Annotated in this window: 16 protein-coding genes and 1 pseudogene; 8 read left to right on the top strand and 9 right to left on the bottom strand. The window is 37.0% G+C overall.

Annotated features, from left to right (window positions below):
* The first annotated feature begins 244 nt into the window (after positions 1-244).
* Positions 245-2,842 (top strand): calcium-translocating P-type ATPase, PMCA-type, encoded by a 2,598-nt coding sequence (locus CLOCL_RS01795; RefSeq protein WP_014253737.1) that lies wholly within the window; start codon positions 245-247, stop codon positions 2,840-2,842.
* A gap of 90 nt (positions 2,843-2,932) precedes the next feature.
* Here CLOCL_RS01795 and CLOCL_RS01790 read toward each other — a convergent pair whose 3' ends face one another.
* From CLOCL_RS01790 to CLOCL_RS01760, 8 genes and pseudogenes are all read right to left on the bottom strand, one after another.
* Positions 2,933-4,615, bottom strand: a complete 1,683-nt coding sequence (locus CLOCL_RS01790) for an ABC1 kinase family protein (RefSeq protein ID WP_014253736.1) — start codon at positions 4,613-4,615, stop codon at positions 2,933-2,935.
* Between the two features lie 100 nt (positions 4,616-4,715).
* The gene (locus tag CLOCL_RS01785) at positions 4,716-5,342 is read right to left on the bottom strand and encodes an HAD-IA family hydrolase (RefSeq protein WP_014253735.1); all 627 of its coding nucleotides are present in this window, start codon (positions 5,340-5,342) and stop codon (positions 4,716-4,718) included.
* A gap of 27 nt (positions 5,343-5,369) precedes the next feature.
* Positions 5,370-5,969: a peptidylprolyl isomerase gene (locus tag CLOCL_RS23895; RefSeq protein ID WP_051411383.1), complete on the bottom strand. Its 600-nt coding sequence runs from the start codon at positions 5,967-5,969 to the stop codon at positions 5,370-5,372.
* Between the two features lie 135 nt (positions 5,970-6,104).
* Positions 6,105-6,536: pseudogene (locus CLOCL_RS23890) on the bottom strand (copper amine oxidase N-terminal domain-containing protein); the annotation flags it as partial.
* Positions 6,537-6,676: 140 nt separating this feature from the next.
* Positions 6,677-7,849 carry a YcxB family protein gene (locus tag CLOCL_RS01775; protein ID WP_027622434.1) on the bottom strand — a complete coding sequence of 391 codons (1,173 nt, stop codon included), beginning with the start codon at positions 7,847-7,849 and terminating at the stop codon, positions 6,677-6,679.
* A gap of 154 nt (positions 7,850-8,003) precedes the next feature.
* A complete protein-coding gene (locus tag CLOCL_RS01770; protein ID WP_014253732.1) occupies positions 8,004-8,756 on the bottom strand; it encodes an energy-coupling factor ABC transporter ATP-binding protein in 753 nt (250 codons plus the stop codon).
* Complete coding sequence (cbiQ, locus tag CLOCL_RS01765) at positions 8,757-9,566, bottom strand: cobalt ECF transporter T component CbiQ (RefSeq protein WP_014253731.1); 810 nt, start codon at positions 9,564-9,566, stop codon at positions 8,757-8,759. It lies immediately after the preceding gene.
* Between the two features lie 38 nt (positions 9,567-9,604).
* Positions 9,605-10,660, bottom strand: a complete 1,056-nt coding sequence (locus tag CLOCL_RS01760) for an energy-coupling factor ABC transporter permease (RefSeq protein ID WP_014253730.1) — start codon at positions 10,658-10,660, stop codon at positions 9,605-9,607.
* A 458-nt stretch (positions 10,661-11,118) separates the two neighbouring features.
* On the opposite strand from CLOCL_RS01760, the gene CLOCL_RS01755 reads away from it, so the two are divergent.
* From CLOCL_RS01755 to CLOCL_RS20820, 7 genes are all read left to right on the top strand, one after another.
* A complete protein-coding gene (locus tag CLOCL_RS01755; protein WP_014253729.1) occupies positions 11,119-12,843 on the top strand; it encodes an ABC transporter ATP-binding protein in 1,725 nt (574 codons plus the stop codon).
* Between the two features lies 1 nt (position 12,844).
* Positions 12,845-14,602 (top strand): ABC transporter ATP-binding protein, encoded by a 1,758-nt coding sequence (locus tag CLOCL_RS01750; RefSeq protein ID WP_014253728.1) that lies wholly within the window; start codon positions 12,845-12,847, stop codon positions 14,600-14,602.
* Between the two features lie 133 nt (positions 14,603-14,735).
* Positions 14,736-15,404: a response regulator transcription factor gene (locus tag CLOCL_RS01745; protein WP_014253727.1), complete on the top strand. Its 669-nt coding sequence runs from the start codon at positions 14,736-14,738 to the stop codon at positions 15,402-15,404.
* Positions 15,405-15,408: 4 nt separating this feature from the next.
* Positions 15,409-16,404: a sensor histidine kinase gene (locus CLOCL_RS01740; protein WP_014253726.1), complete on the top strand. Its 996-nt coding sequence runs from the start codon at positions 15,409-15,411 to the stop codon at positions 16,402-16,404.
* A gap of 173 nt (positions 16,405-16,577) precedes the next feature.
* Positions 16,578-17,354: an ABC transporter ATP-binding protein gene (locus CLOCL_RS01735; protein ID WP_014253725.1), complete on the top strand. Its 777-nt coding sequence runs from the start codon at positions 16,578-16,580 to the stop codon at positions 17,352-17,354.
* Positions 17,347-19,356 carry an ABC transporter permease gene (locus CLOCL_RS01730; RefSeq protein WP_014253724.1) on the top strand — a complete coding sequence of 670 codons (2,010 nt, stop codon included), beginning with the start codon at positions 17,347-17,349 and terminating at the stop codon, positions 19,354-19,356. The genes CLOCL_RS01735 and CLOCL_RS01730 overlap by 8 nt, the downstream gene beginning before the upstream one ends.
* Positions 19,357-19,931: 575 nt before the next feature.
* Positions 19,932-21,302 (top strand): leucine-rich repeat protein, encoded by a 1,371-nt coding sequence (locus CLOCL_RS20820; protein ID WP_014253723.1) that lies wholly within the window; start codon positions 19,932-19,934, stop codon positions 21,300-21,302.
* A gap of 351 nt (positions 21,303-21,653) precedes the next feature.
* On the opposite strand, the gene istB is transcribed toward CLOCL_RS20820, so the two are convergent.
* A complete protein-coding gene (gene istB, locus CLOCL_RS01720; RefSeq protein ID WP_014253722.1) occupies positions 21,654-22,424 on the bottom strand; it encodes an IS21-like element helper ATPase IstB in 771 nt (256 codons plus the stop codon).

Genomic DNA, 22,424 nt, shown 5'->3' with positions numbered 1-22,424 from the left:
ATACATACTATAATATTTGAATTTTGGATGAATAATTATTTTTGAAAAAATTTTCTAATATAATATGCTAGTTTAAAGTTTCGGAAATATAATTACTTACATTATACATCCTATTTATTATAGCATTAAATATGTCACAAAGGTGTAAAACACCATTATATATAAAATCAATATTTTTGTAATTTAAACCGCTATAATAAGCTACAAAAAATATATAAAATAATAAAAAGAAAGGAAGTAGTAAATGAAACATTATTTTGAGGAATTTGAGACAGTTCTGAAATCACAGGAATCTTCAAAAAATGGTCTTGACCCGTCTCAAGCTCAAAAAAGGCTTGAGAAGTTTGGAAAAAACAAGCTTGACGAAGGAAAAAAGAAATCTGTTTTTGTAAAATTCCTGGAACAGCTTAAAGACCCCATGATCATTGTTCTCCTGGTGGCTGCTGTTATTTCCGGGTTAGCCAGCGAATTAGTAGATTCCATTATCATAATGGTAGTCGTTGTGCTCAACTCAATACTTGGAGTTGTACAGGAGGGTAAGGCAGAAAAAGCTATTGAAGCTCTGCAAAAAATGTCGTCTCCCTATTCAAAGGTAAGGCGAAACGGTCAGGTAATGCAGATAAAATCCGAAGAAATTGTACCGGGAGATATTGTCCTCTTAGAGGCTGGAGACTCTGTCCCTGCGGACATGAGAATCATTGAAGCGTCAAGCCTCAAAATTGAAGAAGCCTCCCTTACCGGAGAATCTGTACCCATTGAGAAAACAGCTCTTGCCATTCCCGCAAAAGATAAAGACATTCCTCTGGGCGACCGTGTTAACATGGCTTATATGGGGACAAATGTGGTATACGGCCGTGGAGAAGGTGTTGTAATAAATACCGGTATGGCAACGGAAATGGGTAAAATTGCAAACATTATTTCCAATACCGATGAAGAAAAAACACCTCTGCAAAAAAAATTGGCATCTTTGAGTAAAGTACTGAGCGTAGTTGTCCTTGGAATATGCATTTTTATATTTGCTTTCGGTGTATTAAGAAACGGCGGTTTCCATGGAGGACATGTGCTTGAAACTTTCCTTATGGCTATAAGTCTTGCGGTAGCTGCAATCCCGGAAGGTTTGGTGGCAGTTGTTACTATAGTTCTTTCCATAGGTGTAACAAAAATGTCAAAGCGCAATTCCATTATCAGGAAGCTCACCGCAGTTGAAACTTTGGGTTGTACACAAGTAATATGTTCCGACAAGACTGGTACTCTGACTCAAAATAAAATGACAGTTGTTGAGACTTATACCCTTGGTGATGTTGAACAACTCGCAATATCCATGGCACTTTGCAATGACGCTTCCCTTTCAGAAGACGGAAAGGAAGTAATCGGTGAGCCTACCGAAAGTGCTTTGGTAAGATTTGCTTACGATTCCGGTAAAAACAAAAATGAACTTGTAAAGCTTCTACCCCGTGTTGCTGAAGCACCTTTTGATTCTGTACGTAAAATGATGTCAACCGTTCACAAAGAATCAAGCGGCAAGTTCATACAATATACAAAAGGTGCTCCTGATGAACTGTTAAAGGCTTGTACCCATATACTTACCAAAGATGGTGCAGTTCCGTTGACCGATGCACATCGTTCGGCTATTATGGCAGAAAACAAAAAGATGGCAAATAAGGCTTTGCGTGTTTTGGCTTCGGCATTCAAGCAAACAGACTCTCTTCCTGAGAATATTTCTCCCGAAAGCCTTGAACGCAACTTAACATTTATAGGTCTTACCGGAATGATTGACCCAGTACGCCCTGAAGTCAAAGCAGCCATTGAAAAATGTCGCAATGCCGGTATACGCCCTATAATGATTACAGGTGACCATAAGGATACTGCTGTTGCCATCGCTAAAGAACTAGGCATTTTATCCAACGAAAACCAGGCTATAACCGGATCGGAATTATCCAATATGTCTGATCAGGAGCTTGAAAAGAAAATCAGCAATTACTCGGTATATGCCCGTGTACAACCTGAACACAAAGTTCGTATAGTAAGCGCATGGAAAAAGCAAGGCAAAATTGTTGCCATGACAGGGGATGGAGTAAACGATGCACCGGCTCTAAAATCGGCAGATATAGGAGTAGGTATGGGTATTACCGGTACCGATGTTACAAAAAACGTTTCGGACATGGTATTGGCTGATGACAACTTCGCATCCATTGTTCATGCTGTTGAAGAAGGACGAAGGATATATGACAATATAAGAAAGGCCATACAGTTCCTTCTATCATCAAATTTAAGTGAAGTTGTATCCCTTTTTGTAGCAACAATAATGAACTTTCAGCTTTTCTCACCCATACATATATTATGGATTAACCTGGTTACCGATGCTTTTCCGGCCATCGCCCTAGGAATGGAAGATGCTGAAGAAGACATTATGACAAGACCGCCACGCAGTCCAAAAGAAGGAATTTTTGCCCAGGGACTTGGAATCAGCATAATATATCAAGGTGTTGCAATTGCTATTTTAACCTTAATTGCTTATCTTATAGGCAGTAAGTACGGACATACTGTAGCAATGACAATGGCATTTTTAACTATGTCTACCTGTGAAGTATTTCAGTCACTGAATATGAGATCCACAACAAAATCCATCTTTACACTGAAAACCAGAAACAAGTCCCTGCTTAGTGCCATGGTATTGTCCTTCATATTATCTTTAGGTGTAATTTATATACCAGGAGTAAACACAGTTTTCAAACTTACTCCACTGTCGGGTACCAACTTGCTTATTTCTTTGCTGCTGGCCTTCTTAATAATACCTATTGTTGAAATAGTAAAACTAATAGTTGGGGCAATAAAGAAATAAAAGATTACACTATAAACATATAACTATTAATACGGGAGGCACAAGCCTCCCTTTTTTTACAACAAAACCTAAAAGTCTTTAAGCATTACATTAGCGATCGGATCTTAACATTGAAATTATGACAACTAATACAATGGAAACTGCAACAATTATACCTATCCTAAGGGCAGTTACATTCAACAGATACATTTTACTGCCTTCAGGTGCATTTTGGCTTGAACCGATAATAATACCGGTAATAACAATACATACAGCGAGTAATATGACACTGAAGGATATCCTGTTTACAGCTCTGTCAAACCGCTTTTGAATCTTGTCAAGATCTTTAATTTTTATCTGAAAGGTTAATTCTCCGTCCTCTGCCTTCTCCAGCAAATTTTGAATATAAAAAGGAAGCTCGCTTATTAAATCTTTGTATGCTGTAGCATTCCTTCTCAAAGCCAGACTGATGTTTTGGGGAGAATAAGATTGAAGCATCAATTTTTTAGCAATTGGCTTTGCAACTTCTATGGTATTAAGCTCGGGAGCCAACTGCTCCAAAATACTCTGAACAGTTGCGAAGGCCTTTGCCAACATAGTAAATTCCCTGGGTAATTTTATTCCATTTAAAAAAGCAATATTGAAAACTTCATAAAACACTTCCCCTACATTTATCTTGCTCCATGGCATTGTAAGATATTTATCAAGCATTAAGTCCACATCCTGCTCGAACTTTTTAATATTCTTCTTATCATACATAGCATCAAGCTCTATAACAGCCCTGGCCGCCCTTCGAGCATCTTTGTTGGCCACGGCCACAAATAACTTAGATATTATTTTTCTGCGGCTTTCACTTACTCTTCCCACCATTCCCAAATCCAAGAATACCACTGTTCCATCCTTCAAAACCTTTATATTGCCGGGATGTGGGTCCGCATGAAAAAATCCGTCTCTCAATATCTGATTACATAAGGATTCTGCAATCCTCTTCGCAGTCTCCTTTTTATTAATACCATCTTTTTCCAACCCCTCATGATCATCTATCCCTATCCCCTCTATATATTCCATAGTGAGAACACGCCGGGAAGTATAAGTCCAGTTCACTTCCGGAACTTTTACTACCTTGTCCTTTGAAAAATTATCCCTGAAAGTATCGGCATTTTCACCTTCCCTGGTAAAGTCCAATTCATTTTTTATCGTATATTCAAATTCATTTACCATACTGCTGAAATCATATATTTTCCCAAACTTTGTGTGATTGTCAACAAAATAGGCCAAGTCGCGAAGAATATTTAAATCCTGGCTTATAACCTTTTCTATTCCCGGCCTTTGGACTTTGACTGCAACTTTTTCACCACTGTTGAGAACAGCGTAATGGACTTGGGATATAGACGCAGAAGCGATCGGTTCCTGGCTGAACTCTTTAAATATATTTTCGAGGGTATCTTCAAATTCACTTTCTATTACTGACTTAGCTTCGTTGTAAGAGAAAGGCTGAACTGAGCTTTGAAGTTTTTTCAACTCTTCAACGATATCCCGGGGTACAATATCTACCTGTGTACTTAATATTTGTCCTATTTTCACAAATGTAGGACCTAATTCTTCTAAAGAAATCCTAAGTCTCTCACCAACAGAAAGTTTAGAATTTGAGTTTTCTGCCTCGGTACCATGTTTTTTCATCTTTAAATAATCAAAAATGCCAAGCTGGTCTATTATCAATCCAAAACCATGTTTGGCAAAAACAGTTATAATTTCACGGTATCTTTTTATGTTAAGCTTCCTGTTTATAACCATGATACCCTCCAAAAATAATATATGTATTCAAACCATATGACTGCAATACTGTACCAAGTTACAATTGCTGGAGGATGCAATTCTCACAACTGATTATCCGTCAATTCAATAAAATATCCAGGATCTCCTGAGGCTTTCTTGCCAGATAATCCGGCTTTTCCTCCGAAAGAATCTGTTCAGAATCATATCCCCATGTAACAGCGATTATTTTCACTCCTGCCTTCTTACAAGATACTATGTCCCTTACCTCATCCCCCACATACCAGATGTCTTTCTCAGTCAGATTATGCTTTTTTAAATAATTCTTTATAGCATGATGCTTGCCGAATAAGTTATTGGATGAATATATATGATCAAACAGATCTATGTCGTTATTCTTAACAAATTCACTTATAGTACTCGCATCATTGGATGAAAGAATGTCCAAATTAAAACCCTGATCCTTAAGTTCATGCAGCATATTTGCCACACCATCTTTCAACTCTACTGAACTTAAATATTTTTTATAAATCTTTTTTGATTCAATATACAACTTTGGAATTTTATATACTGAAATCCCCAGCATTTTGCATTTATCAATAAGAGAATAACTTCTTAATTTCTCGATATCTTCCTGTGTGATATCCTTGTAATCTTTTCCTTCAAACAATTCATTGTACATGGCAAGCAATATATTTTCCGACTGTACCAAAGTACCATCAAAATCAAACAATATTTTTTTATTCAATGCTTTTCCTCCGCCTCTATTGTGATATTAATTAGTATATGTATTCTCTGTAAATATAATATCCTCATTTTCGTAGCCCAATTTATAAGTTTGAATGGTTAAAATTACTACATCTTCAAGGGGTTTATCAGCATATCCAACTTCTACAGCAGCTATCTTATCCACTACATTCATACCTTCATATACTTGTCCGAAAACGGTGTGCCTGCCGTCTAGCCAAGGAGTGCCTCCTATATCGGAGTAAGCATCAATAAGCCGCTGTTCCATGCCAATGTTTTCACAGTACTCTATTACTTCATCATCTAAAACAGGACTCTGTACTATAAAAAACTGACTTCCATTGGTATTAGGCCCTCTATTGGCCATGGACAAAGCACCTCGTATATTATACAGCCTGCTGCTGAACTCATCTTTAAAAGGTTTCCCCCAGATGCTTTCTCCACCTGTTCCATTTCCATTAGGGTCTCCTCCCTGAATCATAAAATTATTTATGACCCTATGGAAAGTCAAACCGTCATAGTAGCCTTTTTGGGAAAGTCTCACAAAATTTTCTACTGTTAAAGGTGCATCTTCATGAAAAAGTTTTATTTTTATGTCACCATAATTGGTCTTTATAACTGCAATCATGTCACCTTTTACCGGTTCTGAAAGCTGGTAAGAGAAAGGAGATTTAGAATCATCAAATCTTGATATAATGTCCTGAACTTTTTCAGAATCCAGGTTTGTCTTGGAGTTACTTATAACTATCAAACCATTGTCATAGAAAACCCCTTTGCCTAAAGCATTTTCAGCTAAAGCCCTTAACGGAACAAGCATTCTGTTGTTTATTATCTGCGCCGGCTCGTCCATAACAATTGTCTTATCATTAACAAGCATTGTCTTATCATTTGAAGTCAGTTTTACGATTTTGCCATTAAAATTTATTGTGGCAGTTTTGGTTTTATCATCAAAACTTACATCAGCTCCGAAATTTTCAGAAATAAATCTCAGAGGCACAAGAGTTCTTCCGTTTTTGACAATTGCTCTAACTTCCCTATTAGATTCATCAATATATTTTTTTATGTTGTTTACATAGGCTCTATTACTATTTACCAATAATACTACTGCATCTTTCAAATCCTTTTTAATTTCGGCAGAAAGTCCAAATACATTAATGCTACAGGATATTATTAAAGTCAAAACCAAAATACTCATAAGCCTTTTTGCCAGCATAATATATATCAAACCTCCATAAAAAGGATTATATGTCTAAAGTATATCATGTTTTAATGAAAGCCACCAGATTTTTAGAACTCTGAACAGTCTTTAGAATATTTATCGATATGGAACTAATTTCAGAACCTTTTCTTCAATATCTCACCACAATTTTCTCGTAATATGCCTTCAAATTTCCGTAAATCTTCTTCCCTGCCTTTAAATATTCTTTTTGGTATAATACTAACAACATTATTAGTAACAAAAATAAAAATAAAATCCTTAGTGTCGACTATTTTAACCAATTTATCCCACTCTATATTCAAAAAACCCTCAGATCGCTCTACTGAGTAGTGGTCTTTATATATCTTATATAAAGCAGATTTTTTCATTGATTTATCTCTTTTATAAACTCTATTTGAAAATATTAAGAGCATTAATGGTATAGAAAATGTTAAAAATACTCCACTTAGCAATGAAAATATTCTAAATGAAAATATTCTGATAAAGTTATTTAACTGTCCGAAACCCAGCAAACCTCTAACCAGTAAATATAAACCCAGGAGTGTAAAGATAATGACTATTGGTTTTTTATAAAAAAACATAAAATTGAATTTTATATATTCCTTTTTCTCAAGCAAGACTTCTAACACAAGTTCAGGTTTTTGCTCATTGTCTCCCTCAGCAGCCTTTTCCAAAACAGAACTTTTTAGTTCAAATTCTGTATCACAATAATCAGGACAAGAATGCACAAGTTTATAATTTTTAAGTATCAATTTATTGCTCTCCAAACTGCTACTCAATATGCTTCTAAATTCCTCCAATTGTTCCTGGGAGACAAAACACCTTTTAGGCAGCACAAATATTTTTGCAGAGGATTGGTGAATAAAAAAACATCGCCTGTATTCCAGTACTCCGTCCACTTCATCCCAAGTCATTGTTCTGCTTCCCTCTTCAGAAGATATCACAAGATTTTCTTTTGAAACTTCAACACACTGTATACTCTGCCAAAGTTTGCTTTTCCTATAATCGTTTTTATAAGAAAGATATATAACCACAAAAGGAAAATTCACAATAAATCCTAAAATAAATACTAAAAAGAGTAATGTTGAGATAAAATCCAGTAATTGTTCCGGTTCTCTCTGTAAAAAGAATAACGAAACAGGTATGGTGACAGCCGCTATTACTAAAACTATTATAAACGGTGCCATAAAAATTTTACCTAATATTCCCCCATACACTTTTTCAATGCAAATATCTCTAATATCCTTCAGTGTATACTTTATATATAACTTTACGCTTGAATCAAACAAAACTTTTACCCCCCTATTTTTTAAATAAAAACAGACCATCTAAATTATACCATGTTAAACTGCTATATATAAATATTAATTGACTCCATCTGCCAACAACATTTCTAATTTTTATATAACCTTTATTTAATCATAAGTATTTATCAATTTATGGTTATAGCTTTCCGCATACAGGACAATTCTGAAAAGAAAGAGGCAGTTCCAAACCACAGCTTTCCAATAGTTTTGAGTCCCTCAAAATTTTTATCCCTTCTCCATCGGCCGCAACCTCACCTTGATTAATTACAATAACCCTGCTGCAAGTTTCAAAAACCATATCCAAGTCATGACTGGTAATAATCTTTGTATGCTTGAATCCTTTGAGGAGGTCTATAACCTTTCGTCTTGATTTGGGGTCAAGGGCTGAAGTCGGTTCATCCATCACCAATATATCCGGGTGCATGGACAAAACCGACGCTATTGCTGCCGAACGTTTTTCTCCCTCCGACAGTTTATAGGGTGCCCTGTCTTTTAAATGGTAAATTCCCACTGCCTCTAATGCTTCCTTTACCCGTTTCTCAACTTCTTTTTCATCCATATTATAATTTCTAGGCCCAAAAGCCACATCATCGTATACCGTATTCATAAATAACTGGTCATCGGGATTCTGAAATACCATCCCCAATCTTTGGCGTATCATGGGCAAGGTCTTCTTTGTCATCCGGACATCTCCCACCAAAACCTCTCCCGAGGTAGGAAACAACAGGCCCATAATCAGCATAAGGAGAGTGGATTTACCCGCACCGTTGGCACCAATAATACCTACCGATTCTCCGTGGTAAACTGTAAACGAAACATTCTTTATTGCTTTATACCCGTCAGGATATACGAACTGGAGGTTCCTGACCTCAAGTTTATGATGACTCATCTACCCTATCACTCCTGTTAGCAACCCACCAAGCATCCTGGGTATATCATAAATTCTTGCAGCTGCAAAGAACAAAACCCAGCCAGCCAAATAGGCAATATCCTTAATTTTTACTTTATCATTCACTCCGATATTATATTCGCCGGTAAAACCTCTCAAATTCATTGATCCATAAACCCTCTGAGCCCTGTCCAATGTCCTCAATATCAATTGCCCAAGGAAGGAACCCAAATGCTTTAACTTTATGCCTTTTTGTCCCGGAACTCTTAAAGAATATGCCCTCATCACCCTCGCAGCTTCCTCAGTTAAAACATAGATATACCTATAGGTCAACACCAGCTGCAGTACAAAAACCTTGGGTACTTTCAAAGTACGCAATGCTGATGCCAGTTTATTCATACCCGTGGTTGCAATAAGTAAAATTCCGGCTGTTATTGCCAAACTGCTCTTTATAAAAAGGGAGAAAAAAGTAATCCATCCCTTTGAAATAACCATATCGCCTAGAAATATTGTTTGCTTATCCAATAAAGGATTTAATATTCCAATACCTATAACCAATGGCTCAACAATCAATATTCTTTTTACAATTGGCATGGCAGGTAATTCCGATAAGCTAAAAATTAGCACAGGATAAAATACGAAGGGTATAAGCCGGGTAATTTCATACTTTCCAAAGGAAAGAACCACAGTTAAATAAATAACTGTGGTAATGAGCTTTACAAGGGAACTAATACGGTGAATACTGCTCTCCTTTTGTGCCAAATCATCTAAAAGCCTCAAATTGTATAATGCCTTGGTTATATCGGACATATAAAACCTACCTATCGTAAATTATTAGCTCAAAAATTTTATACTGCAGCTTTTCTCTTTTTCCTTTTGATCAGACTTATAGCCAGACCTATTGACATTGCCAAAGCCAGAGTCATAAATCCTCCAACAATTCCGGAAACACTTGTACCAGGACTTACAGCAGGCCATTTCTCTGTAATTTCGGAAGTTTGCACTTCCTCATTATCTTCACCGTCAGTTTTAAAACTATAATCCGGTAAAAATGATATTTTATCTTGTAAACGGGACAGCACTTCATATATTTTTCCCTCTGCTTCAAGTTCAGCAGTTCCTGCTGTTTTCTCCATTGACCACTCCAAACCGTCAGGATTTGCAGAGGCAAACCAGGAGAGTACTCCACCTACCAGAACTACTGCAATTAAGAAAACTGCCATCACATTTCTCATTGATATTTTTCCTATAGATTCCCCATACGTTGACTTCTCCATAATTTCCGGGCGTGCCTTCCAGACAAAACCGATAACAGCAGCAGTAATAACGCCTTCCACCACACCTATTGCAAGGTGTATGGGCTGCATAAGCAATACAAAGGTACCAAAAGGCAATTCTGTCTTACCCGATAAAAGGGTTTCAATAACAACACTGAAGGCACCTAATTGCAAACCCACTACAGATGCTATTATGGAAGCTGCAAATATTCTTTTTTGGTTTATCTTTTCTCCGGCAATTCGTTTGTATATTAAGGGATATGCCAAAAAACAAGTATAAAATCCCAGATTGAATATATTACATCCTAAAGCAAGCAATCCGCCGTCAGCAAAAAACAATGCCTGTATCAATAAGATTGAACACATGGTCAAAAATCCGGCATAAGGGCCCAATAATACTGCAAGCAGCAAGCCTCCCCCTATATGACCGCTGGCTCCGGTACCCGGAATTTGAAAATTTATCATCTGTGCTGCAAAAACAAAGGCTCCTAAAACTCCCATAAAAGGTATCTTCTTGTCATCCATATCCTTTTGAACTTTTTTAATTGAATAGGCTGCAATTCCTGAGCTTGCAGCAATCATACCAGCGCCAACTATTGGTGAAATCAAGGCATCTGCCATATGCATAACACTTACCTCCACGCTAATTATTTTATGCTCTATAAAATTAATTATATTTAGTGTAATAAATATATGCTTCCTTTGTAAAGATATAATAAAAACGACCCATAAAGGATAGTTAAATACTTAGCCCTTCTTGGGTCTGTTATGTACGTACAACGTTATACGCAGCATATTCAATTGTGAAAAACTTTTTTGTTATAAGTCGCAAAATAGTGTTTTCCCACTTTACTAGCTGTTTGCTAAAGCTTTGTTTGTAAGCTTAATCATTCTTTTTTAAATAAATATAACATGGATTCTAAATTCCTGTCAAACCATAAACTTATCATTCTCCCATTTGTACCATTATGTTACATATAATTTTAATCTCGGGAACAGAATTATTTTCTTTATCGTGCAGTACACTAAAGTTCATGATACAATATATGCGTTATATGTAATAGATAGCATTTGGAGGATAGCTCATGAGAAAGTTACTGATTTATCTAAAAGATTATAGAAAAGAAAGTATTTTAGGCCCTCTATTTAAGCTTTTAGAGGCATCCTTTGAATTACTTGTGCCTATTGTCATCAAAAGTATCGTTGATACAGGAATCGGCCAAGCTAATAAAGTATATATTGTTAAAATGTGTTTGCTGCTGGTACTGCTCGGTGTTGTCGGGATGATAAGTTCAATAACGGCCCAATATTTTGCTGCCAAAGCAGCAGTCGGTTTCGCAACAAAGCTGCGACGTGCATTATTTAAACATATAGGCCAGCTATCTTATACTGAAATCGATACCCTCGGTACCTCCAGTATGATTACCCGCATGACCAGTGACATGAATCAGGTGCAGTCGGGAGTAAACCTAACTTTGCGCCTGCTGCTGCGTTCACCTTTCATTGTATTCGGTTCCATGATTATGGCCTTTACTGTGGACACCCATGCAGCATTTACCTTTGTAGTAGCAGTTCCGGCACTTTTTGCAGTTGTTTTTGCCATTATGATAGCATCCATTCCTCTTTATAAAAAAGTGCAGCAACGTCTGGATAAGGTACTGAACTCCACAAGGGAAAACCTGACAGGAGTTCGTGTAATCAGAGCTTTTGGCCTTGAAGAAAAAGAAATAGCAGAATTTGATAAACGCAATGAAGAATTGACTGCAACACAGAAATTTGTAGGTGGAATTTCTGCACTGATGAATCCACTGACCTATGTCATTATTAACCTCGCCATTATCTGGCTTATATATATCGGTGCCTTTCGGGTATCAACAGGCCTTCTTACACAGGGTGCCGTTCTTGCCCTCTATAATTATATGTCCCAAATTCTTGTTGAACTTATCAAGTTTGCAAACTTAATCATCAGCATAACAAAAGCTTTTGCCAGTGCCAACCGAATCAGTGCAGTTTTCGATATTAAATCGAGTCTTGTTGAAAAAGATGTGATGCCCGAAAAACTTCACACTGAATATGCAGTAGAATTTCGCAATGTAGGGTTGAGATACAAAAATGCCCAGGATGAGTCTTTGACAAATATTAATTTTTCAGTGCGCCATGGAGAGGTAGTCGGTATCATTGGAGGTACAGGTTCCGGTAAATCCTCTCTGGTGAATTTGATTCCAAGGTTTTATGATGCAACTTACGGAGAAGTTCTTGTAAACGGTATTAATGTCAAGGACTATCCGCTAATAGTTTTGCGTGACAAGATTGGTATTGTTCCCCAAAAAGCTGTACTGTTCAAAGGCAGTATCCGGGATAACATGCGCTGGGGCAAAAAGGATGCCACCGATGAAGAAATCATGGAGGCTATAACCATTGCCCAGGCCGGTGAAATTGTCGCACAAAAGAAAGAGGGACTGGACTTTATTATCGAACAAGGAGGTAAAAACCTTTCCGGTGGACAGCGTCAACGCTTTACCATAGCCCGTGCCCTTGTAAAGAAGCCTGAAATTCTAATCCTTGACGACAGTGCTTCGGCCCTTGACTTTGCCACAGATGCAGCCCTCCGCAAGGCTCTGCGTGAAATGCCGGGAAAACATACAATCTTCATCGTTTCCCAGCGTACATCATCCATTCAGCACGCTGACATTATCCTTGTGCTTGATGACGGACAAATAGTCGGCATGGGCAAACATGAGGAATTGCTTGAAAAGTGCGATGTGTATCGTGAAATTTATGACTCACAGTTCAAAAAGGAGGCAAAATAATATGAAAAAACAAAATGTTCAGATAGACAACCTCCGAAAAGTTCTGAAATATATCAAGGAATATCGTATACTTATGTTAATTTCTATTGTTTTAGCCACTGCAACAGTGGCATTGACCCTTTACGTACCCATTCTCATAGGTAGAGCTATAGACTGTATCATAGGTCCGGGGAATGTAGACTTTGAAGCAATATCAAAACTCCTTTTTAAAATAGGTATTACCGTTGCCGCAACTTGCACACTTCAATGGCTGATGAACCATATTAACAACAAAATCACTTACCATGTGGTGCGTGATATTCGTAAAAAAGCTTTCCGAAAAATCGAAATATTGCCTCTTTCATATATAGACGCCCATCCCCATGGCGAAATTGTAAGCCGTATAATCAGCGATGTCGATCAGTTCGCCGATGGACTTCTGATGGGATTCTCACAGCTGTTCACAGGCATTGTCACAATTGCGGCTACTTTCATCTTCATGCTCGCCATCAACGTAAAAATTACTTTTATTGTTGTCATTCTAACACCGCTCTCTCTCTTTGTTGCTGACTTTATTGCAAAACGCACCTATTCTATGTTCAAGCTTCAATCGGAAACAAGGGGTGAGCAAACATCACTTATCGATGAAATGATTGGAAATGCCAAAATAGTTCAAGCCTTTTCTTATCAGGAAGAGGCATTGAAAAGGTTCGATGAGATTAATGAGCGATTGGAAAAACACTCCCTTCGGGCTGTTTTCTTTTCATCCCTCACAAACCCCTGTACCCGTTTCATAAACAGTCTTGTTTACGCATCAGTTGCCCTTGCAGGGGGACTTATAGTCATCGGTGGCGATACAAACAGTGCAATGACAGTAGGTGGTCTTTCCATCTTCTTAAGCTACGCCAACCAATACGCAAAGCCTTTTAATGAAATATCCGGCGTAATCACAGAGCTGCAAAATGCTCTCGCTTGCGCCGGGCGTGTTTTTGAGTTAATTGAAGAACAGCCGCAAATTCCAGATAGCCCAAATGCCATCAACCTTGAAAAGGCCAGCGGCAATGTTGCTCTGGAAAACGTGGCTTTCTCCTATGTTCCTGAGCGTCCCTTGATTCGGGACTTTAATCTTAGGGTAAAACCAGGTCAGCGTGTGGCCATTGTCGGACCTACCGGCTGCGGTAAGACTACCGTTATCAACCTTTTAATGCGCTTTTATGACATTAATTCCGGCAGCATAAAAGTGGAAGATATCGACATCCGTGATATTACACGAAAAAGTTTAAGAGCAAACTACGGTATGGTATTGCAGGATACATGGCTGAAATCCGGCACAATTCGGGAAAACATTACATTAGGCAAACCCGATGCAACCGATGAAGAAATCATTGCAGCAGCAAAAGCTTCCCATGCCCACAGCTTTATAAAACGACTTCCCAACGGCTATGATACCGTGATCGGTGAAGACGGCGGAAGCCTTTCCCAGGGGCAAAAGCAATTATTAAGTATCACCAGGGTTATGCTTTGTCTGCCGCCCATGCTCATATTAGATGAAGCAACATCCTCCATCGATACCCGTACCGAAATCAAAATTCAGGAAGCCTTTGCAAGACTTATGCAAGGCCGAACCAGTTTCATTGTTGCACATCGTCTGTCCACCATACGGGAAGCCGATATCATTCTTGTCATGAAAGACGGAAATATTATTGAACAGGGTACCCATGAAGAACTGCTTTCCAAAAACGGCTTTTACGCCAATTTATACAACAGCCAATTCGCCTGAAACAAAACAGACAAAACAGGGGACGGTTCTCTATTCTAGAACAGAGAACCGTCCCCTGTTAGAACGAACAGAGAACCGTCCCCTGTTAGAATCGATGTTAGAATCCATTGTTAGAAGGAGAAGGAGATCAAGTATGTATAAGATATTGATTGTTGAAGATGATGAGATAATTGCAAAGGCTATCAAGAACGCTATAGAATCATGGGGTTACGATGCTTTGTGTGTCTCGGATTTTCGTGATGTTATAAAAACGTTTGTATCCTATTCTCCCCACCTGGTTCTTTTGGATATATCACTGCCTTTTTATAACGGCTATTATTGGTGCAGTAAAATCCGCAAAAATTCAAAAGTGCCCATCATCTTTATATCTTCAGCCTCTGACAATATGAATATAGTTATGGCTGTAAATATGGGCGGAGACGATTTTATTGTAAAACCCTTTGACTTAAATGTGTTGACGGCAAAAGTCCAGGCAATGCTGCGCCGTACCTATGATTTCGCAGGGCAAACCAATTTGCTTGAACATAAAGGTGCAATTTTAAATACCGGTGATGCCACACTTACCTACAACAACAAAAAAATAGAGCTTACTAAAAATGAATACAAAATTCTTCAAGTGCTCATTGAAAACAAAGGGAAAGTTGTATCCCGGGACACAATTATGACAAAGCTATGGGAAACCGACAGCTTCGTTGACGACAATACTCTTACCGTAAATATTACACGCCTGCGCAAAAAGCTTGACGAAGCCGGGCTTCATGATTTTATATCAACAAAAAAAGGTATTGGATATATGGTGTGATGGTATGAAAATATTTTTATCGTATCTGAAAAGCAAACAAAAAGACTTATTTATAATATGCCTCTTTGCATTAGTTTTTTCAGTGGTTTTTATGCTTTATGACCTTTCATTAGAGCCAATTGTCTATTCAGCTTTATTGTGTTTAGTAATTGGACTGGTATTTTTATTCTTTGATTTTTACAATTATTACAAAAAGCATACTCTGTTGCATAAGTTAAAAGACAGTATTACTGTTTCCACAGATGCTCTACCTGCCCCCAAAGATTTATTGGAGCTTGATTATCAGAATCTGATAGCAACAATTTACGAACATAAAGCCCACATTCAATCAAAAGCCGATAGTGCAATAAGTAATATGATAGATTACTATACTCTTTGGGCCCATCAAATCAAAACACCCATTGCAGCTATGCACCTATTATTGCAGTCGGAGGACAGTGAACAGAATTTAGAGCTTTCTACAGAGCTTTTTAAAATTGAGCAGTATGTGGAAATGGCCCTTCAATATTTGCGGCTTGACAGCTCCTCTACCGACTTTATTATCAAAATGTACGATCTTGACGATATCGTCAAACAAGCTGTCCGCAAATATGCAAAGCTTTTTATACGAAAAAGAATCGGTCTTGATTTGGCAGAACTTAACTGCCAAGTACTCACCGATGAAAAGTGGCTGGTGTTCGTAATTGAACAGCTTTTGTCCAACGCCCTTAAATATACTCCTCAAGGGAAAATATCCATCTATATGGACAGGAAAAAAAGCAAAACGCTAGTTATACAGGATACCGGGATTGGTATTCAGCCGGAAGATTTACCCCGGGTATTTGAAAAGGGGTTTACGGGTTACAATGGCAGAACCGATAAAAAATCTACCGGAATAGGTTTATATCTTTGTAAGTGTATTTTAACAAAGCTCTCCCATACTATCACCATTGAATCGGAAGTAGGAAAAGGCACAGTGGTCAAAATCGACCTTGACACCATAAAAACAACCATGGAATAAACAAGTCGGAAAGAATTTGAAATCACCTGTGTAATACCCTATTATATTCCTTACAATAATGTAAGGTACGCATAAGAAATGTAAGCCAAATAAATGGAATCAATAATCCTCGTACTGCTAAAATAAACATGTCGAAGGAAATGGAAGTTGTTTTTACGAGGAGGTTAAATTAAGTGGAATTATTAAATGTAATCAATTTAAAAAAAGTATATTCTTCCCGCTTTGGCGGCAATCATGTTCAGGCACTGTCCAATGTTTCTTTTTCGGTTGAAAAAGGAGAATATGTTGCAATCATGGGAGAATCGGGTTCAGGTAAAACTACTCTGTTAAATATTATTGCATCCCTGGATAAACCCACCAGCGGTGATGTTTTGTTAAACGGCAAAAGCATAGTTTCGATAAAAGAAAAAGAAATAGCTTCTTTTCGCCGCAACAATTTAGGCTTTGTCTTTCAGGATTTCAATCTGTTGGATACCTTCTCTCTGCAGGACAATATATTTCTGCCTTTAGTTCTGTCGGGTAAATCTTACAATGAAATGAACGAACGCTTAAAACCCATTGCTGAAAAACTAGGTATAAGTGATATACTCCAGAAATACCTTTACGAAGTATCGGGAGGCCAAAAACAGAGGGCTGCCGTTGCTCGTGCTCTCATTACAAATCCTCAACTGATTTTGGCTGATGAGCCGACCGGTGCCTTAGATTCCCATGCCACTGATGGATTACTTCGTCTGTTCAATGAAATCAACAACGACGGACATACTATCCTTATGGTTACCCACAGTGTTAAGGCAGCAAGCCATGCAAAGCGTGTTCTTTTCATTAAAGACGGTGAAATATTCCATCAAATTTATCGTGCCAATATGAGTAAAGAGGAAATGTTCGCAAAAATATCCGACACCCTGACTTTACTTGCTACAAAAGCCACAAGGGGTGATGTCCGTGAGTAAGCTGTTTTACCCCAAACTTGCTGCAAACACAATAAAAAAGAACGGTAAATTCTATTTTCCCTATATTCTGACATGTATAGGCACAATTGCAATGTTTTATATTATGTGCTTTATTAAAACCAATGAAGGTATCAATAAAATGCCGGGTGCAGATTCTCTTGAACAAATAATGGGCTTAGGTACTGGTGTCATAGCCATATTTTCAGCTATATTTCTGTTTTACACCAACAGTTTTTTGATAAAACGCAGAAAAAAGGAGCTTGGCCTTTATAATATCCTTGGCATGGAAAAAGGGCATATTGGAAAAATTCTTTTTTATGAAACCTTAATGACTGGTGCCGTCTCTATTATTACAGGTTTACTTTTGGGAACCCTTTTTTCAAAGCTGATTCTTTTAATCTATGCAAAGCTTTTAAGCTTTGATATACCCTTTGGTTTCTCTATATCGGCACATGGAATCAAATGGTCGATATACTTGTTTTCCGCAATTTTCTTACTCATTCTTTTGTCAAACCTTTTTAGAATAAAGCTTGCAAAACCTATTGAACTGCTTAAGGGAGGAAATATCGGAGAAAAAGAACCTAAAACCAAGCTGCTAATGGCTATTTTAGGGGCAATATGCCTTGGAATCGGTTATTACATCGCCATAACTACAGAATCCCCTTTAAACGCCTTAATACTTTTCTTTGTAGCAGTAATACTTGTAATAATAGGTACCTATTTACTGTTTAATGCCGGAAGTATTGCCCTCTTGAAACTGCTGAGGAAGAATAAAAATTACTATTATAAAACAAAGCATTTCACATCCATTTCGGGAATGATTTACCGTATGAAGCAAAACGCAACCGGACTTGCCAATATATGCATTCTGTCCACCATGGTCCTTGTAATGGTAACCGGTACCTTGTCCCTGTACTTTGGTGCGGAAGATGCTCTGAAAAACAGATATCCCTATGATATTAAAGTCAGCAGAACCTTTCAGGGGAAAAACATCGTAAGAAACAAGCTTATGCAGTCAATACTGGACGCCGTATCCAAGCAGGGCAGAAAAATAATAAGAATGAAAGATTATGAAAGTCTTACTTTCGTGGCTCACAATGACAATGGGCAGTTCACCGGCGATATTGACTACTTAAGCTCAAACTATGAAGTTTTCACCCTCATTACAGCCGATGAATACACCCATCTTACAGGAAAAACTTCAAACTTAACGGATAACAATGTGCTTGCATACAGCAGCAAACGTCAAATTGAAGATAATTTCTCCCTGTTCGGCCAAACCTTTACCGTAAAAGAGCACCTTGAAGATATACCCGTACTCAGTGATTACAGGAGTATTGTAACAAACTATCATTTAATAGTAGTCAGCAGTGAAAATGTATTTACTGAAATAATGAACGCTCAATCGGAAGCATACGGTAATGCGGCAAGCCCCACTATATACGAGATATATCTTGACATTGACGGTGAAGATGATGAAAAGATTGCCTGCGCCCAAGCAATAGAAAATGTAATAAGAAATAACGTTGAATTTGCTTCGGCTGACAGCAGCATTGACTATAGCTATGCAAATTACGTTCAGTCCAGGCAAGCGCGTGCAGAACGATTCTATTCACTTTACGGAGGCTTTTTATTCCTCGGATTGTTTCTAGGCACACTATTTATGATGGCAACAGCACTGATTATATACTACAAACAAATATCGGAAGGTTATGATGACAGAGAACGTTTTCAAATTATGCAAAAGGTGGGTATGAGCAAGGATGAAATAAAAGCTACCATTCGATCACAGGTACTTAAAGTTTTCTTCCTGCCCATTATAGCCGCAGCAATTCATATTGCAGCAGCCTTTAAAATAATTACAAAACTTCTTGCGTTAATGAATCTTACAAATGTAACTCTCTTTTTCTGGTGCACGGTAGCTACTTTGCTTGTATTCTCAATCATTTACGGAATTGTTTATGCCCTGACTGCAAAAGTATATTACAATATAGTAGAATAGCTTCATCGGGTTTGACTTAAATTTAAATTTTTTATGGCGTTGTATATTATTAAAAAATTCATAGAGTTCGAATGATAAACTTCACCAAAGACAATATGCCAATTTCTTTACAATTTTGAGTATTCCGGTATACTTTACTGTGGATACTCACTTTCTTTTGGAGTTACCGGAATTGTCCTGGTAACAATGAACTATTTACAAGAAACTTTCGAAAAAAAGCAAAATTGATTTTGCTGAAGTGAAGTTAGCTCCTTTCCTCAAGTAATTTCCAGAGTTTTGTTATATATAGATAATATACCATATTGGCCACTATAATCCAAAACAGTATTTAATTTATGTTCAAATAAGTATATAATATTATATATAAATACAATACTTTTTAAAATCAATATTTTACAATTTTGGACTCATTACACAGCAAATTTCTATTAAAATTAAGATTATGTACTAATAAAGCAATAAATCCCAGTATATTCACTGCTCTGGTGTTCCATATGTTGCAATTAAATAAGAGAAGAATAAAAATTTACTTTAATAATATTAAAAACAATTTATTTTTATGGGGAGGGGTTATAATGAAAAAAAGTATTTCTTTATTACTTGTTTTTTGTGTTATTGCATGCTTTTCATTATTCCGGCTTATTGCAGACAATTCATACGCATGTGAGTTATGTGAAGCAAGGAAATATCTTCCTGATCGTGTAGTAGGCGATTTAAATTTGGATGGTGAAATAAATTCCGTGGATTGTGTAATAATGAAAGCTTATTTGCTAGGCATATATACCAATTTAGAAAATGATAAAGAAAGATTTGGCGCAGCAGATATAAACAGTGACGGTAATGTGAATTCCATAGATTATGCAATTCTTAGAAAATACTTGTTAGGTATGGGAGAATTGCCAACACCAAGTCCTAAACCAATGCCATCAGTTACTCCAACACCTAGAATTATAACCGAATCGGGTTATGAATTTAATTTAGACACCGGAACAATAGTTAAGTGTGTGGATAACTATGTCACTGTAACAATACCATCCGAACTCAGAGGTGTAAAAGTAAAAGCCATAGGTGATAAAGCATTCAGCTCTTGTAAATACTTAACAAGCTTAACAATTTCAGAGGGTATATCCTGCATAGGCTCTGAGGCTTTTTCAGGATGTGAGAATTTGGTAAGCGTAACGTTACCGAATAGTATAAACTGCATAGATTCAAATGCTTTCGAGGGATGTAAAGAATTGAAAAAGGCAATATTCATGGGCAATGAACCGGAATATATGGGTAATAATGTTTTTGCCGACGTACACCCGGATTTTACAATTATAGTTTCTGCTGATTCAGCAGGATTCGGAAAGCCAAATCCCTATAATAGCGAAACATTATGGGAATGGTCTGTAAATTCAAACCCGGTATATAATGTTGTCCTTGCCGAAGATGAAATAATAGTTTTTAAAAGTGAATATTTGAGACTCGTTATCCTAGATAAAATCGGTAAGAATGAATATGACATTATTTATAAAAATGAAGCTGATAAGATTACTGAATTAAGTCTATTTAAGCCAATTGATTTGTCAGAGCTATCAAAATTTCCGAATTTAGATTATTTAAGTATAGGCTTAATTTCCGAACCTTTTGATATATCACCCCTTGCGAACCTCAAAAATTTGACCCGATTGGATATATTCGATTCAGACATAAGTGATATATCGCCGCTTAAAAACCTTACCAATTTAACTTATTTGAGTTTATCTTACAACAATATAAGTGACATATCACCGCTTGAAAACCTGACTAATCTAGCTTATTTGAAATTAGACTGTAACAATATTACCGATATAACACCGCTCAAAAATCTTGTTAGTCTAAAATCTTTGGACATAAGAGGAAATAATATAGAGGATCTTACACCGCTTGAAAAACTTAATGAATTGATTTGGCTTTACTATTAGTGTTATTGTCAATAAAAATTCCCCAAAAAGGGGAAAGAATTTTCCCCACTTTAAAAAAGATAAAAAAACTCTATGTAACAGAGAAAAAACTTTTTCAAGAATCCAGTTTACAACGAGCCTCCCCCATATGATTACATGCCAGTGAGGCCAGCCCACCATACCCCGTAGGTATTTCTTTTAAGTAGGGCTGAGGGGTATGATAAACTGGCCTGCCTTAACAGGCTATCATATGGGACCCATCTCATTATAAACCGCACTTAAAAAACTTTTTTCACGCTTTTAGTATACTACATACCTAATTGCTTGGATAAAATAAATATGTTTTTGTCAAAGAACAGTAACTTGCTAATTTTATTCATTCTCTTGCACTTTTGTGGATATAGCTTTAAGGCTTTCCTTGCTTTGCTTCATTCGATAGCTTTCGCCTTTTATAACTACAAAGTGACAATGATGAATAAACCTATCTAATATTGCTGTTGCTAAAACTGGGTCGTAGAATATTCTACCCCACTCATCAAAAACTTTGTTTGAAGTTATTATTATAGAGCCTTTCTCATATCTTCTCGATACGATTTCATAAAAGTCATCTACGCTATTCTGATTAAGCTTTTTTAGTCCTAGTTCATCTAGTATAAGTAAATCTGGATTTGTGTAGTACTTCAGCCTTTGACTAAAAGAATTGTCGGCTCTCGATAAATATAAGTCTTCAAGCATATGGTTTATTGTTGTAAATAATACATTGTATCCTTGAGATATAGCTTTTACTCCAAGTGCTATACCTAAATGAGTTTTTCCAGTACCTGGCGGTCCTATGAAGGCTACATTTTCTTTCTTGCGGACAAATTCACAGGTTGCCAAATTGTATATAAATCTTTTATTAATAGAGGGCTGTTGATTAAACTGATATTCCTCTAGTGTCTTTATTTGAGGAAATTTTGCCTTTTGCATCCTCTTTTTATTACCATTATCTTTACGGTTCGAAAATTCATCACTTAATAGCAACTCTAAGAATTCCATGTAAGACATCTGCTCTTTAATAGCTTGCTCATTTCTTGCCTCCACTGTTTTTATGAACCCCGATAGCTTTAACTGCCTTAATCTTGAAAACATTAAATCATTCAT

This window comes from Acetivibrio clariflavus DSM 19732 (assembly GCF_000237085.1).
Classification (GTDB): domain Bacteria; phylum Bacillota; class Clostridia; order Acetivibrionales; family Acetivibrionaceae; genus Acetivibrio; species Acetivibrio clariflavus.
The sequence above is the reverse complement of the archived record's forward strand: the minus strand, read 5'-3'. Positions and strand labels throughout refer to the sequence as shown.

Bases quoted from the DNA above. Each gene is read 5' to 3' on its own strand.
- CLOCL_RS01770 (WP_014253732.1), bottom strand. From the start codon at position 8,756: ATGAGTCATCATAAACTTGAGGTCAGGAACCTCCAGTTCGTATATCCT.
- CLOCL_RS01750 (WP_014253728.1), top strand. From the start codon at position 12,845: ATGAAAAAACAAAATGTTCAGATAGACAACCTCCGAAAAGTTCTGAAA.
- CLOCL_RS01755 (WP_014253729.1), top strand. From the start codon at position 11,119: ATGAGAAAGTTACTGATTTATCTAAAAGATTATAGAAAAGAAAGTATT.
- istB (WP_014253722.1), bottom strand. From the start codon at position 22,424: ATGAATGATTTAATGTTTTCAAGATTAAGGCAGTTAAAGCTATCGGGG.
- CLOCL_RS01795 (WP_014253737.1), top strand. From the start codon at position 245: ATGAAACATTATTTTGAGGAATTTGAGACAGTTCTGAAATCACAGGAA.
- CLOCL_RS01745 (WP_014253727.1), top strand. From the start codon at position 14,736: ATGTATAAGATATTGATTGTTGAAGATGATGAGATAATTGCAAAGGCT.
- CLOCL_RS01790 (WP_014253736.1), bottom strand. From the start codon at position 4,615: ATGGTTATAAACAGGAAGCTTAACATAAAAAGATACCGTGAAATTATA.
- cbiQ (WP_014253731.1), bottom strand. From the start codon at position 9,566: ATGTCCGATATAACCAAGGCATTATACAATTTGAGGCTTTTAGATGAT.
- CLOCL_RS23895 (WP_051411383.1), bottom strand. From the start codon at position 5,969: ATGATTGCAGTTATAAAGACCAATTATGGTGACATAAAAATAAAACTT.
- CLOCL_RS01740 (WP_014253726.1), top strand. From the start codon at position 15,409: ATGAAAATATTTTTATCGTATCTGAAAAGCAAACAAAAAGACTTATTT.
- CLOCL_RS01760 (WP_014253730.1), bottom strand. From the start codon at position 10,660: ATGCATATGGCAGATGCCTTGATTTCACCAATAGTTGGCGCTGGTATG.
- CLOCL_RS20820 (WP_014253723.1), top strand. From the start codon at position 19,932: ATGAAAAAAAGTATTTCTTTATTACTTGTTTTTTGTGTTATTGCATGC.